Origin of the sequence: Shewanella sp. UCD-KL12, assembly GCF_001957125.1 — a bacterium.
Classification (GTDB): domain Bacteria; phylum Pseudomonadota; class Gammaproteobacteria; order Enterobacterales; family Shewanellaceae; genus Shewanella.
In genome coordinates this window covers 1,017,407-1,030,868 of the sequence record NZ_MPHJ01000001.1, presented here as the reverse complement: position 1 = coordinate 1,030,868, position 13,462 = coordinate 1,017,407, and the positions used below count along the sequence as shown (strand labels likewise).

General features: G+C 44.9%; 12 protein-coding genes. 2 read left to right on the top strand and 10 right to left on the bottom strand.

Features of this window, described 5'->3' with window-relative positions:
* Positions 1-104 precede the first annotated feature (104 nt).
* Positions 105-1,307, bottom strand: coding sequence for a cation:proton antiporter (locus BM736_RS04320; protein WP_076409032.1), 1,203 nt, complete (start codon positions 1,305-1,307; stop codon positions 105-107).
* Positions 1,308-1,760: 453 nt separating this feature from the next.
* Here BM736_RS04320 and BM736_RS04310 point away from each other — a divergent pair, with 453 nt between their 5' ends.
* Positions 1,761-2,624 carry a universal stress protein gene (locus BM736_RS04310; RefSeq protein WP_083699830.1) on the top strand — a complete coding sequence of 288 codons (864 nt, stop codon included), beginning with the start codon at positions 1,761-1,763 and terminating at the stop codon, positions 2,622-2,624.
* A 321-nt stretch (positions 2,625-2,945) separates the two neighbouring features.
* Here BM736_RS04310 and fdhD read toward each other — a convergent pair whose 3' ends face one another.
* The 6 genes from fdhD to BM736_RS04275 form a co-directional block, all read right to left on the bottom strand.
* A complete protein-coding gene (fdhD, locus tag BM736_RS04305) occupies positions 2,946-3,794 on the bottom strand; it encodes a formate dehydrogenase accessory sulfurtransferase FdhD (RefSeq protein ID WP_076409030.1) in 849 nt (282 codons plus the stop codon).
* 77 nt (positions 3,795-3,871) lie between these two features.
* A complete protein-coding gene (locus BM736_RS04300; RefSeq protein ID WP_076409027.1) occupies positions 3,872-5,998 on the bottom strand; it encodes a sigma 54-interacting transcriptional regulator in 2,127 nt (708 codons plus the stop codon).
* Positions 5,999-6,220: 222 nt separating this feature from the next.
* Complete coding sequence (gene fdhF, locus BM736_RS04295; protein WP_083699828.1) at positions 6,221-8,368, bottom strand: formate dehydrogenase subunit alpha; 2,148 nt, start codon at positions 8,366-8,368, stop codon at positions 6,221-6,223.
* Positions 8,369-8,397: 29 nt separating this feature from the next.
* Positions 8,398-8,943, bottom strand: a complete 546-nt coding sequence (locus tag BM736_RS04285) for a 4Fe-4S dicluster domain-containing protein (RefSeq protein WP_076409019.1) — start codon at positions 8,941-8,943, stop codon at positions 8,398-8,400.
* A gap of 290 nt (positions 8,944-9,233) precedes the next feature.
* Positions 9,234-9,692, bottom strand: coding sequence for a hydrogenase maturation peptidase HycI (gene hycI, locus BM736_RS04280; RefSeq protein WP_076409016.1), 459 nt, complete (start codon positions 9,690-9,692; stop codon positions 9,234-9,236).
* A 109-nt stretch (positions 9,693-9,801) separates the two neighbouring features.
* Positions 9,802-10,206, bottom strand: coding sequence for a formate hydrogenlyase maturation HycH family protein (locus tag BM736_RS04275; protein ID WP_076409906.1), 405 nt, complete (start codon positions 10,204-10,206; stop codon positions 9,802-9,804).
* Between BM736_RS04275 and BM736_RS25535 the strand changes: the two genes are divergently transcribed.
* The gene (locus tag BM736_RS25535; protein WP_143562316.1) at positions 10,196-10,399 is read left to right on the top strand and encodes a pentapeptide repeat-containing protein; all 204 of its coding nucleotides are present in this window, start codon (positions 10,196-10,198) and stop codon (positions 10,397-10,399) included. The two genes, BM736_RS04275 and BM736_RS25535, sit on opposite strands and share 11 nt — an antisense overlap.
* On the opposite strand, the gene BM736_RS04270 is transcribed toward BM736_RS25535, so the two are convergent.
* Genes BM736_RS04270 through BM736_RS04260 form a run of 3 tightly spaced genes read right to left on the bottom strand, consistent with a single transcriptional unit; the run spans position 10,320 to position 13,455 of the window.
* Positions 10,320-11,144, bottom strand: coding sequence for an NADH-quinone oxidoreductase subunit B family protein (locus BM736_RS04270; protein ID WP_076409013.1), 825 nt, complete (start codon positions 11,142-11,144; stop codon positions 10,320-10,322). The two genes, BM736_RS25535 and BM736_RS04270, sit on opposite strands and share 80 nt — an antisense overlap.
* Positions 11,131-11,694, bottom strand: a complete 564-nt coding sequence (locus BM736_RS04265) for a formate hydrogenlyase complex iron-sulfur subunit (protein WP_076409011.1) — start codon at positions 11,692-11,694, stop codon at positions 11,131-11,133. The genes BM736_RS04270 and BM736_RS04265 overlap by 14 nt, the downstream gene beginning before the upstream one ends.
* 9 nt (positions 11,695-11,703) lie before the next feature.
* Entirely contained in the window at positions 11,704-13,455 is a 1,752-nt protein-coding gene (locus BM736_RS04260) for an NADH-quinone oxidoreductase subunit C (RefSeq protein WP_076409009.1), read from the bottom strand.
* Between the last annotated feature and the right edge of the window lie 7 nt (positions 13,456-13,462).

Here is a 13,462-nt window from a genome sequence, read left to right as displayed (position 1 = left end):
GCTATTTTAAGGCGCGCTAATCACATGCCCCCTATCACTTACGATGCTCAGCCACAGAGTAAGATTTAATTTATTGGTGACACTTGTCAATCACAGCAACGACTTCAGCTCTGGTGAGGGTCTTTGTTTTTCAAACTCCACTTCAACAGCAATGGCCCCACTAAAGTGGTGATAGCGATAATCACCACAAGCTCGGTAAACAATTTACTATCAATAATCTCCATTTTCCGGCCTAACTCAGCAAACACTAATCCCACTTCGCCGCGAGGCACCATAGCACTGCCGACAACAAGTTTATTTTGCCAACCTTCTCCAGCAACCCAGCCCGCAGCAAGCTTACTGATAATAGCCAGAAGGGATAACCAAACCAGTAGCATGACTCCACCAAAACTGTAATCGAGCTGGCTTAAATCAAGGCTGATCCCGACATAGACAAAAAAGATTGGCGCAAATAGATCGACTATCGCCTTGGTCGATAACTCCATCTTGTGAGTAAAGGTAAAAGGGTTAACAAGATATCGATTAAATGGGGAGATGAACTGCCTGCTAAGTGCCATTCCTACTGCAAAGCCGCCGAGCAGCGCCGGCGCGCCAAATAGATGGGCAAGCCAAGCAAACAGACAAATGAGCACCATGGTGATAATCACTTCGTAACCAGATTTATCTGCAATGGGTTTAAGCGCTCTGGCGATATAGAGTAACCCCCGAGCCAGTGGCGGTGTAAGAAATAGAAATAGTAGGACTTTAGCAATCAATAACAAGGTACTAGCAAGATCGAGTGAACCTTGAGTCGCAAAATTAAACAGCACACTGAGCAATATCACGCCAGCAATATCATCAATAACAGCGGCGCCTAATATAATATTACCCACTGGAGTTTGGGCATGACCAGCTTGAGCAAGCACCCGTAAAGAGATACCGATACTTGTTGCAGTTAAAGCACAGCCTAAATACAGCGCGGTAAAGTTTGAATCAGTCAGGTAATAGGCACTACTAAGCCCGACCACAAGTATGGGTATTATGATCCCCAAAGATGCAACGCAAACTGCACGTCCTCCCGCTTGATACAAGCGTTTAATGGACGTTTCACAGCCAATGGAAAATAGCAGTAAGATAACCCCAAGCTCAGCCATAATCGCTAAGGTTGGATCGGGAGTCACTAGATTCAATAGCGTCGGGCCTAGCAGCAAACCCGCTAAAATCTCACCGACCACCGCGGGCAAGCCAAACCGCGCAAATATACTGCCAAACAGTTTACCGAAAAACAGAATCAAGCATAACGAGATAACAAACAGATCAACCGCCATATTCGCCTCGTAACCACTGCTATTACTGACTAATACCAATCAGCATAAGAAAGTGATCTACTCAGAGTGTTTTTTGGCAACTAATTCAAGGCGAATAGGTGATGGAATGGTTATTCCCTTGTGAAACTATTCAACGAAGAAGTAGGCAGCCAAAAACACTCCTGTAAGGCGAGTTTTAGCGCTTCATATGCTGTGTTAACGAGCTCGAACGTAGAATAACTATGCTCTTCACTCGTTGCAAAGAACATGGATGTTCTGAATGTCGTTAATGCAGGAGCAATTAATGACCTTGCCTCTGAAGCGCTAATACCTCGCTGAGCGATCACATCTTTATGCTTGTTGGTATAAATATTGAGCGCTTTAATGATGAAGATCAAGGAGTAAATTCAGAAATTTGTTATGTTAAATTTAGGTTTATTTTAAGCTTGTTTTGTTTCATTGAGGGAGATGACTATGAAAAAGTTATTTATCATTTCACAGAAGCAAGAGCGACAAACCGATGCAATCACGACAGGCATTTTATTGGCTAATCAGCTCGATTTACTCCCTGAAATTGCGACCTACAGCTATGAATCGTTCAGTGGCGACGCCTACTATAACCCGCGCATTGCCGCTTCGGTGCGGGCACAGGTACTGGCTGATGATACTGCTTATGTTCAGCAAAAACTAAGTGAAATAAATGCCTCTCACGTCCCCTTTAACAGTATGTGGTGTAAAAACCTCTCCGAGCATGCTTGTGAGCATGTTCAGGCGAGTGAATACGCCATGATCGTTAAATCAATTCATGAGTCAGAGCGATTTCTACCTGTGGACTGGCAACTCATCCGGCATACTAAAGTGCCGCTCATGTTACTGAGCAATAACCCGCTTAATCGTGCAAAATCAATTTTGATGGCTGTAGACTTAGGCAGTAATAACACGGCAAAACAAGCGCTCAATCAAGCCGTTATCAAGCAAGCCAGTCAACTTGCAACTGCTACAGGTTATGAGCTCCACCTTGCCTTTGTGATCCGCTTGCCAAAAATATTGCGCGATATGGATCTGGTCAATAGTCGCACCTTGATAAAAGAGGCCTACCAGAAACATCAACAAACCATTGAGCAGCTTGGGCTAGATAGCAGTCATGTGCATATCATGGCTGGTGATGCAGATATGTGCTTGTTTGAGCTTAGCTGTCGATTAAAGGCGCAATACTTAGTGATGGGGGCCCGTCAAAGACAAGGCATATTGGGACATGTAGTGGGGAATACTTCTGAGGCTATTTTAACTCGGATCCGCAGCAATGTGCTTGTGGTGCCTCAAGACAGCGCTGACTGACCCCATTGTCCGATAACTAATGATTAACCCTCAACCCATAGTCATTAGTCATTAGTCATTAGTCATTAGTCATTAGTCATTAGTCATTAGTCATTAGTCATTAGTCATTAGTCATTAGCCATTAGCCATTAGCCATTAGCCATTAGCCATTAGCCATTAGCCATTAGCCATTAGCCATTAGCCATTAGCCATTAGCCATTAGCCATTAGCCATTAGCCATTAGCCATTAGTCATTAGCTCTGCGTACATTATTTGCACGCAGAGCACATTTTAGCGTCACGTTATCCAGCAATCTCCATCAAGATTATGGCTCTTACTTATTTAAATCACCAACTCTACCGTTCCAGCTTGCTGCTTGATCCGGTCAATATGACTGTAAATATTGGCTCTGCCTGGACGACAAAAACCAACAAGTGTTAAGTTATTTTCTTTAGCCAGTGTCACCGCCATTTCAGTGGCTGCAGAGATGGCCAATAACACTTCAATACCTGCGGTAATGGTTTTTTGAACCATCTCATAGCTGGCACGACTAGTGACTAGAATAGCCCCACCAGCAAGTTTGTTCATCGCGATATAACCAATAAGCTTATCCAGTGCAATATGGCGCCCAACATCTTCTCTGATAGCGATTAGCTCGCCTGAAGCACTCACATAGGCCGCAGCATGAGTGGCACCGGTTAACTCATTAAGCTGTTGATGCTGCTCAAGTTGCTCTAATGCCCTATCGATATGATCCACATAAAAATTAAGCGTAAAGTCCAGTTTTTGTAACGGCTTTTCAAAACGCTCTAGACTTTCTGTACCACATATCCCGCAGCCTGTGCGGCCCACCATATTGCGCCTTTGCCCCTTGAGTTTACTTAGGCAGCGATTAGCGAGCTCAATATGCAGCTCGACACCGTTACACCCTCGCACAACCTCAATATCATGAATGTCGTGATGATATTCGATAATCCCTTCTGTTAATGAGAAGCCTACAGCAAGCTCTTCAAGGTCATCACTCGTACACATGAGTACGACATGAGAGATACCGTTATAGATCAGTGCCACAGGGGTCTCGACAACCAAGAGATCTGTCTCAAGCTTATAGTCTGTGTGTTTACGGTACTGATGCACGCAGTTAGGGTTGATCACCCCAGTCTGCTGCTCTGAATCATTCATTGCTAACATACCTTTCCAGCCCATTACTAAGTGAAGATGTTCATGTCGATATTGATGAACAGTTCAGGTATTAACAGGCCGAAATGTTAGCTCATATTTGCATAACTTCTCGAAGAGATCCCTAGGCGTTGCATTCTAGACAGCAGTGTCGTTCTCTTTAGTCCTAATCGGACCGCTGCGCCCTTGGGACCTGCAACTATGCCATTGGTCTCTTTTAATATCTGAATGATATGTTCTCTTTCAATATCAACTTCGGTTTGTACCTCTTGAGTTGAAACTGAAGCCGTTTCCTCCTCTACTTGATTAAAGCGACTACTGCCATCAACAGGTAATAACGCTTTTAACTCATCAGCGGGTAAATTAAGTACTTTACCGCTGGTCAATATCACCGCCCGCTCAATCACGTTCCTGAGCTCTCGTATATTGCCAAGCCAAGGTAATAGAGATAACAAGCGCAAAGTCTCAGATGAAATACTGGTGATATTGCGGTTCATCTTGGCCGAGATCTCTTTCACAAAATGCTTAGCTAACAGCACAATATCTTCTCTTCGCTCACGAAGAGGCGGTAACACTATCGGAAACACATTGAGCCGATAGTAGAGATCCCCTCTAAACTCCTTGTTGTTGACCATCTCAAGCAGGTCACAATTAGTGGCCGCAATTAACCTGACGTCAACGGGGATCAACTGATGCTTGCCTACCCGTTCAAACTCACTCTCTTGCAACACTCTCAGCAGCTTAGGCTGCAGCTCCAGTGGCATATCACCGACTTCATCAAGAAAGAAAGTGCCTTTATCTGCTTTCTCAAATCGGCCTATACGCTGAGTCAATGCGCCGGTAAATGCGCCCTTCTCATGACCAAATAGATCGCTCTCAAATAGCCCTGCTGGCACCGATGCACAGTTCATCTTGACCATCTCATTACGCTTGCGTTGGCTCAAATGATGAACCGCTTTAGCAATAAGCTCTTTTCCTGTGCCTGTTTCACCTAAAATCAATACCGTGCAGTCGCTTTGAGCCACCATCTGCACTTTTTTAAGCACCTCATTCATCGCATTGCTTTTATACACAATTTCGCTAAATGCTTTGTTAGACTTAATATCACTGTCTATCTCAATGGGCTCATTTGCCTCGGTGACCGCTGAGATCTCTTGATTAAGGTGAAAATTATTAAGGCCCATCGCTGCACGAGCAGCCACTTGTATTAAGAGTTCTAGATCACAATTATTAAAGTAATCGCGATCGCTATGACAAAACTTTATCGCTCCTAACATATGGCCACGAAATATAAGAGGCAAAACACATGCGGAACTCAATCCTTTTTCTATTATCTGCTCACAATACTTATATTTATTTTGATAACGAATTAAATCATTAAAGCTAATAAGGAGCGGTGTTCTATTTTCTATAACTATTTGAGCTGGCGTATCAATTAAACTTATTCTTCTTTCTTGATAACTATTATCAAGGTTATTTTCAGCTGATACATCATGACACAATAATTGTTCTGAACTGGTATCAATAGACATCAAACTGAGATGTTCAATATTGAAATATTTTTTAAGGTGCAGATGCAAAGTCTTTGATAGATCTTTAAGGCATCGTTGACTGATCACTGCATTAGTAATATCTACTAATACCTTTGAGCTTTCGCGCTCACTTCTTAGGCGTAGTTCTTTAGTATGAGCTTGCTCCTTCTCAAGCACATTCTCTAACGAAATAGCGATAATCGTTGTCAGCTGCTTAAGCTTTTTTAACCGCTCATCATCAAACTCACCTACTCGCTCACTTAGGTACTCCACAGCACCAATCAAACCTGTATCTGATATAAGAGGCTGTCTACAATATGACGCTAACCTCATGTATATTTTATTATTAGCAACCCGAGAGTGCTCTCGTACAAATGACTCCCGGTCTAAAATATCTATCTTCTCTCTTTGAATCCGCCCCTGCTTAATCGATTCTGTTAATAGTTTTTCACAGCGTTGAAATTCGGGTTCAATATAAAACAGTACATTTTTATCATCATGGTAATGATTTATTAAAACATTTATATTTTTTAGTTGTATAAAGTCAAACTCATAATTATTTAACTGAGTCATAAAGGATGAAATATTTTTTACTGATAATAGGTCTTGCGCTACATCCAGAAATATTGGATCCCATTCAGCAGTGATTTCATCCATTAAAGGTACAGACTGTATTCTTAACATCACTTCCCCATTCTGGTACTAACTGCTTAAATAAAAGTATATGAAATCATTTTATTTTCACAGTGATAGAGATCTTAATCTCCATACTCATTAAGGGATTACAGTGACGCTAGTCAAACTATTACCTTTTTTTACAACTATTACATTTTTTATATATAAAACTTAGAATAAATACTCTCGATACAAGCTCAATAAAAAGTTATACCGAGAGTTATTTTCAAACTAGGCTGTCGCAGTTGCCGTTTTTCTCAACTTTGACTTAAGTGCACTATATTCACTTTGAACATAGTTCTCAGCCCAGCTTTGGTCCTTAATGATCTCAACCTTAACCGCACAGTACTTATATTCTGGCGTAAATGAGATTGGATCTAAGTGCTCGATGGTCAGCTCATTACAGGCTCCTATCCACCACTGGTAGGTCATATATACAGCGCCCATGTTGACTCGCTCATTGACCGCAGCACGGGTTATCACCTTACCTCGACGGGACGACACCCATACAAGCTGTTGATCACGAATATCTAAAGCACGTGCATCGTCAGGATGTATCTGCACATAACCAGGCTCATCAGCTAACGTCTGCAATGCAGAGCAGTTACCCGTCATAGAGCGACATGAGTAATGGCCCACTTCCCGTACTGTCGACAAGACGAGCGGGTACTCTTCATCAGGCTGCTCTAAGGGCGGTCGCCACTCACAAGCAAACAACTGAGCTCTGCCGTTCGGCGTAGTAAACTTAGCGCCTTCGAACAAGAAAGAGGTACCTGGGTGATCTTCCGTTGGGCAAGGCCACTGAACTGATTTAAGCCCTTCCATCTTCTCATAGGTTGCACCAGCAAATAATGGCGCTACGCTTCTTATCTCATCCCAAATTTCTTGGGTATTTTTATAAGACATGGGATAACCCATCGCCGTCGACATTAGGCTGAAGATCTCCCAATCAGGCTTAACGTTTTCAGGCGGGTTGATAGCCGGAAAACTACGCTGGAAGCCACGGTCTGCGCTTGAATAAACACATTCATGCTCACCCCAACTGGTTGCAGGGAAGATCACATCGGCCATTTCAGCGGTTTGCGTCATAAAGATATCTTGAACGATAACTAAATCCATCGCCTTAATCGTCTTACGCAAGTGAGCCAGATCGGCTTCTGTCTGCGCCGGATCTTCACCAAAGATGTAGTAGGCTTTACAGCTACCATCTTTCACCCTATGACCTAGCGTTGTTAAGGTATAACCAGGGTTAGGTGATAAGGGAACGCCCCATGCTTTTTCAAACTTTTCTCTGACTTGGTCATCATTAACATTTTGGTAGCCAGGGTACACATTGGGCAGCATGCCCATATCACAGGTACCTTGAACATTATTTTGTCCCCGTACTGGGCCTACACCCACGCCGCGGCGGCCAAAATTACCTGTAATAGCAGCGATACTCGCAAGACCTTTAACTACATCGACCGCTTGGCCGTATTGTGTTACTCCCATGCCCCACAAAATCATCGCTTCTGATGCGTTGGCATAAGTACGGATAGCCTTACGGATATCATCGGCTTTCAGGCCTGTGATTGACTCAACATATTCAGGGGTATACTTTTTGACTTCCTCTCTATACTGCTCAAAATTATCAGTATTTTCGGTTACGAAATCAGCTTTATACAATCCCTCTTCAATCAACACATTGGCAAATGCATTAACCAGAGCCATGTTCGATCCATTTTTCAGTGGTAACCACTGATCGGCGATGCGGGCTGTCTCAACCATGCGTGGATCACACACGATCACTTTAGCGCCATTGGCCTTCGCCTTAAGAATATGTTTCGCTACGATGGGATGAGAATCCGCAGCATTGTAGCCAAACACTAATAAACATTTTGTATCTTGTATCTCGGTGATGGCATTGCTCATAGCACCGTTTCCAACTGTTGTTACCAGACCGGCAACTGAAGGGGCATGTCACACCCTAGCACAATGATCGACATTGTTAGTGCCGATAACGGCACGTGCAAACTTCTGCATCACATAGTTTGCTTCGTTTCCAGGTCCCCTTGCAGAGCCTGTTGTCATAATGGTGTCAGGGCCAAACTGCTTTTTAATATTGGTTAACTTGTCAGCAGCAAATTTTATCGCTTCTTCCCATGATACCGCCTCTAACTTTGACTCTTTAGTGCGTCTAATCATCGGGTGCTTAAGCCTTGGCGTAAGCAAGTTAGTGTCGTTTAAAAAATCCCAGCCGTAATATCCCTTGAGACAAAGCTCACCTTGGTTTGTTCGGCCATCAGCAGGCTCTGCGCCCACTAACTTACCTTGTTCGGTAATTAAATTTAGCTTACATCCGGTACCGCAGTACGGACATACTGTTATTGTTTTCTTCATCGCTACACTCTCACTGTTAAAGAAAATATTTACAAAGGTACGCCGGCTAGTGCTGCAACTGCTGCTTGCTGACGCTTTTGTTGATTGAGCTTATTCATATCTTCAGGCTCTATGACCCTTAATGCATTCGTTGGGCAGACCTCAACACAAGCTGGGCCTTGCTGACGATGATCACAAAGGTCACACTTTAACGCCTGAGCTTTTATTGTATTCATGGTAAAAAGCGCTGATGTTTGCTTTTCAACCGGAAACGCAACCACATTCATTGCACCATATGGACATGCAACCGCACATGTTTTACAGCCAATGCACCGCTCTTGAATCACATGAACCTGACCATTTTCACGGTAGATAGCATTGTTAGGACATACCTGTTCACATGGTGCATCCTCACACTGCCGACACATGATAGGCGTTGTAACGAGCCCATTTTTCACCAAATTTAATCTTGGATAGAAACGTGTTGGGTCCAGTGATGCTATGCGACTATCATCTTGATGTGATAACACGCAGGCCACTTCACACGTCCTACATCCGATGCATTGATTGGGGTCTGCAAATACAAACCGATTCATAACTTAATCCTCTTCAATCGATCATTTTCGAATTCAAGCCTTAAGAACTTAATCAGGCCTAACGACAACATCGCTGACACTTAGTAAAAGCATTATCTGTACCAGTTATTGCATTACGCCTCACTTTGTTTTTTAGTCACTACTTATCAATCAGTTATGACAACAAAACTCAAAAGACTCAGTGATTAATTACAGCAATGGTGCCGATATCGACACCATTGCAGCAAAAGTGACGACGAGATATTTAGTGTTCGTCACCACGCATTTCAGTTAACTCCTCAACCAACTCATTAGATCACGGCGTAACCGCCGTTACCTCGCCAAGTCGGTAGCTGTTGATAGAGATGTGATACCGCCTCTTCAACCATCTCTGTCATCGGGAATGAAAAGGCAACGATGGCAGGCTGTACGCCGACAAACAGCACTTCAGGTACAAAGGTCTTTAAGTCATCGATTAGAAAGTTAAGCGGTAAGCTGTGAGTCGACATGATAAACATATCGGCGATGGAGTCTGGGTCGATAACCCTGACTTCACCCGCTTTTTCACCTATTTCAGCGGCATCGAAAACAATGACTCTTTGCGGTTGTAGCTGACGGATCTGATGCACGCAGTTTTCTGGTGCACTGCCCCCATCAACCACAGCCCAATCATCAATCGGATGTTTCGACATCATCTCAGCGAGAAGCGGGCCCGCACCGTCATCGCCCATCATGCTATTACCTACAGCTAAAAGTACGTTAGTAGCCATGACTACTCTCCTCTATCTAAATTAATTGAAATGCTTCGCTGAGCGGCTGTTAACCCCAGTCCCTCTAGTAACTGAGCCTTTGATAAACGAATCTCAAATATCTGAGCCACTAGCGCCCCCTTACCATGATGTAAACATCTGGTTCACGGTGCAGCGCACCAAGCGCGGTAATGAAGGAGTCACTTAAGGTTTTAAACTCAGGCGTTTGTTCAGAGATGACGGCCTGAAATGCATTAGCTAACATATTGATATGTTCTGGGAATATGGTGATCTCACCGAAGGTGAAAAATCCCTCCATTTTCTGCCTAGCCTCACTTCCCTTTGGCAGATACTCAAGCCAATCTTGATATTGTTGACGACTGCAACTGACGACAACCTTTAGACAATCGACAATGCCAAGGTGATGACCGATGGCTAAGCCATAATAGATAATCTCTTTGGCCTCCTCTGGAACATCATCTTTTTCATCAACAAACTTTCTACTCAGGGAATAGAACAGCACCTTGTCTGACATCGTTGACATATCTGGTATCTTTGGCTTATCCGACTCAACGCTATCAGACACAGATTTAACTGACTCTGATTTAACTAGATCGGTTTTAACTAGCACTGACTTAACGGTCATAGTTAGCACTCCAACTCAGCAGTACCCTGATGAACAGCCTGCCCCTGACCTAAACGCTCAAGTACAGCAGCATTTAAGTTAGTGATAATCTCGTTTAAACGTGGATCGCCACGCTCATCGAGATAGGCTTTTATCTTGGCATCTACATTCTCAGGCTTTGCATCAGCCAGAATATCCATAAATTCATCAGCAATGATTTGACCATGGCGATAACCGGCAAATCGGCGCGCTTCACGCTCAATTAACACCTTAAGCTCAAGCGGAATGCCGGTATGCTTAAGCGTCGCAGCCTCCTTCTCTCCCTCAATGTGATGCTTAGCCTTAATTTTTTGATCAAGCAGGCCTAGTGCAACAGCAAAGCCGTAGATGGTGGCAGCCGGTGTTGGGGGGCACCCAGGAATGTAAACATCCACAGGCAGAATTTTGTCTGTTCCACCCCACACACAATAGAGATCATGAAAGATGCCGCCATCGTTACCACAGGCACCATAGGAGACAACAATTTTAGGATCAGGCGCGGCATCGAACGCTCGCAGTGCTGGCATTCTCATCGCGCGAGTCACCGCGCCGGTATAGAGTAAAATGTCCGCATGACGTGGAGAGGCGACCACCTTGATGCCAAACCGTTCGGCATCAAATACGGGGGTAATAGCCGCAAAAATCTCAATCTCACAGGCATTACAGCCGCCGCAATCCACACGGTATACGTAGGCTGAGCGTTTTATATCTTCAAGCAAGGTGCCTTTAAGTTTTGCTGTATGCTCATCAACGGCTAAAGGGATAGCCTGAGTATGATCATTACCGATTAATGGTTTAATTCCTCTCATCAGTAGACTCCTGAGTTAACATATGACCTTGGCAAATGCCTTCACCTTCAAGCATGTTCTGCTTGCGTCGGCATTCTGGACAAGTATTGAGCTGCTTGGCTCTGAGCTCTATCTGGCTGTCATCTAAGCCATCTTGGATCAACAGATCTAGGGCATACTGCACCGCCTTTTTTGGTGCAAAGGCTTGCTCGCAAGCCTGGCAGAGGCACAGTGAAAACTCCGCCTGCTGGTAGAGATCAGCTTTATTGGCAACCGCAAGCTCGAACTCTTTCGACAGCTCGATAGCGCCTGTAGGACAAACCTCTTCACAGCGGCCGCAATAGATGCAGCGCGCAAGGGAGAGTTGCCAGCGTCTGACACCTGTTTGTTCATTGGTTTCCATGATCAAGGCGTTAGCAGGACACGCTCTTGTACATGCAGCACACGCAATACATTGCTCAGGCTGATAGTCCGGCTTACCTCTGAAGTCTTCAGGCATCGCTAGCGGAGCGAACGGATACTTAGTCGTCGACTCGCCCGCTTTAGCAATCGTCTTTAACAATTTAAACATGCGATTCCCCTACTTCAGTGGTGAGTTTTTACGCTCAATGCCATAACGTTCGAACTCTTTATAAGTAAATGTCTTACTCTTGTTCTTACGTCTATCAACTACGGTCACACGGTCCGTACAGGAGTAACATGGATCTAGGCTGCCTATGATTAATGGCGCATCTGAAACGGTATTCCCCCTGAGCATATACCTCAGTACAGGCCAGTTAGCATAAGTGGCCGCACGGCAACGCCAGCGGAATAACTTCTGGTTATCCCCGGTCATGCTCCAGTGCACATTCTCACCACGGGGCGCCTCAGTAAAACCAAGCGCAAATTTGTTAGGTTGGTAATCAAACCCTTCAATGAGCAACTTGCCGCCCGCTAGGTTATCTAGTCCCCATTCGACCATATTTAGAGAGTCAAACACTTCACGGATCCGCACTAATACCCTAGCTTGCACATCACCTGAGTCGACGGTTTGCAGCTCCATTGGCATCTGTGAATAAGCCTCCAAAGACTCACCATGGATAATTCGAGCATCACGTTTAAAGCCGCTACCACGAATAAGCGGGCCAACCGGACTAAAGTCACGGGCGATCTGCTTATCTAATATGCCAACGCCTGAGATACGGCTCTCAAGGTTTGGGGTCGCCATAAGAAAGTCCACTAACTCCGCAAACTCCTGGCGCACTTCACGTACTAGCTTGATCCCTTGAGAACGATGTGGCCCGAGAATGTCACGTCTCACCCCGCCAATAAGGTTCAATCCATAGGTTTTACGTGCCCCGGTTAATAACTCAGCCAGCTCCATGGTCTTCTCTCGCACGCGGAAGAACTGCATAAAGCCGGTATCGAAACCCACAAAGTGACTAGAGAGACCTATGTTGAGCATATGACTGTGTAGGCGCTCAACTTCAAGCAGCACAGTACGTATCATCTGTGCGCGCTCCGGCACCACAATGCCTAGGGAGTTCTCGATGCTATTTGAGTAACCTACGCTATGGGTAAAACCACAGATCCCGCATACTCGGTCAGTTAAAAAGGCCACTTCGTTGTAGCCCATACGGGTTTCAGCCAGCTTCTCCATACCGCGGTGCACATAAAACATACGGTAATCGGCATCGACAATATCTTCGCCATCCACAAACAGGCGGAAGTGCCCTGGCTCATCTGAAGTAATATGCAGCGGGCCTACGGGAATAATACGGTTTGAGTCATCACCGAGCTGATTATCAAACGGATAGTTTTCAGCTTCGGTCGTTGGCATGGGACGCTGCCGATAATCCATCGCATCTTTACGAAGTGGATGCAGATCCTCTGGCCAATCATCTGGCAGGACTAAACGACGCTCATCAGGCAGGCCAACGGGGCGAAGACCATACATGTCACGCACTTCACGCTCGCCCCACACAGCGGCGGGAATGAAAGGCGTGATAGAGGGAAACTCTTGAGTGTTAGCATCAACAAACACCTTCACAGTCACCCAGCTCTTAACCTCCCCCTCCATTGATAGGGAGTGATAAACTGCAAAGTGTCCATGTAGTGAACGTTCATCATTACCAAACGAGACGGCAAGCCAGCCACCTTGGTCATAGTAGAGCCACTTCATTACATCGATTAGAGCCGTCGGTTTCACGGTAATCGTCACCTGATTATCTGTTTGCCACTCCTCATCAATAACGGCCGATGGGAAGAGTTGGCGAACGCCGGCCACATAACCTAGTCCCTTCTGGCCAGGCTGTGTGGTTTGCTGATGTTGCTGAGTATTTGAACTGTTCATATTCAAA

Excerpts from the sequence above, each read along its gene's own strand:
- hycI (WP_076409016.1), bottom strand. The coding sequence starts at position 9,692 with ATGGCTACTAACGTACTTTTAGCTGTAGGTAATAGCATGATGGGCGAT.
- BM736_RS04270 (WP_076409013.1), bottom strand. The coding sequence starts at position 11,144 with ATGAGAGGAATTAAACCATTAATCGGTAATGATCATACTCAGGCTATC.
- BM736_RS04320 (WP_076409032.1), bottom strand. The coding sequence starts at position 1,307 with ATGGCGGTTGATCTGTTTGTTATCTCGTTATGCTTGATTCTGTTTTTC.
- BM736_RS04260 (WP_076409009.1), bottom strand. The coding sequence starts at position 13,455 with ATGAACAGTTCAAATACTCAGCAACATCAGCAAACCACACAGCCTGGC.
- BM736_RS04265 (WP_076409011.1), bottom strand. The coding sequence starts at position 11,694 with ATGTTTAAATTGTTAAAGACGATTGCTAAAGCGGGCGAGTCGACGACT.
- BM736_RS04300 (WP_076409027.1), bottom strand. The coding sequence starts at position 5,998 with ATGTTAAGAATACAGTCTGTACCTTTAATGGATGAAATCACTGCTGAA.
- fdhD (WP_076409030.1), bottom strand. The coding sequence starts at position 3,794 with ATGTTAGCAATGAATGATTCAGAGCAGCAGACTGGGGTGATCAACCCT.
- BM736_RS04285 (WP_076409019.1), bottom strand. The coding sequence starts at position 8,943 with ATGAATCGGTTTGTATTTGCAGACCCCAATCAATGCATCGGATGTAGG.
- BM736_RS04275 (WP_076409906.1), bottom strand. The coding sequence starts at position 10,206 with ATGTCAGACAAGGTGCTGTTCTATTCCCTGAGTAGAAAGTTTGTTGAT.
- BM736_RS04310 (WP_083699830.1), top strand. The coding sequence starts at position 1,761 with ATGAAAAAGTTATTTATCATTTCACAGAAGCAAGAGCGACAAACCGAT.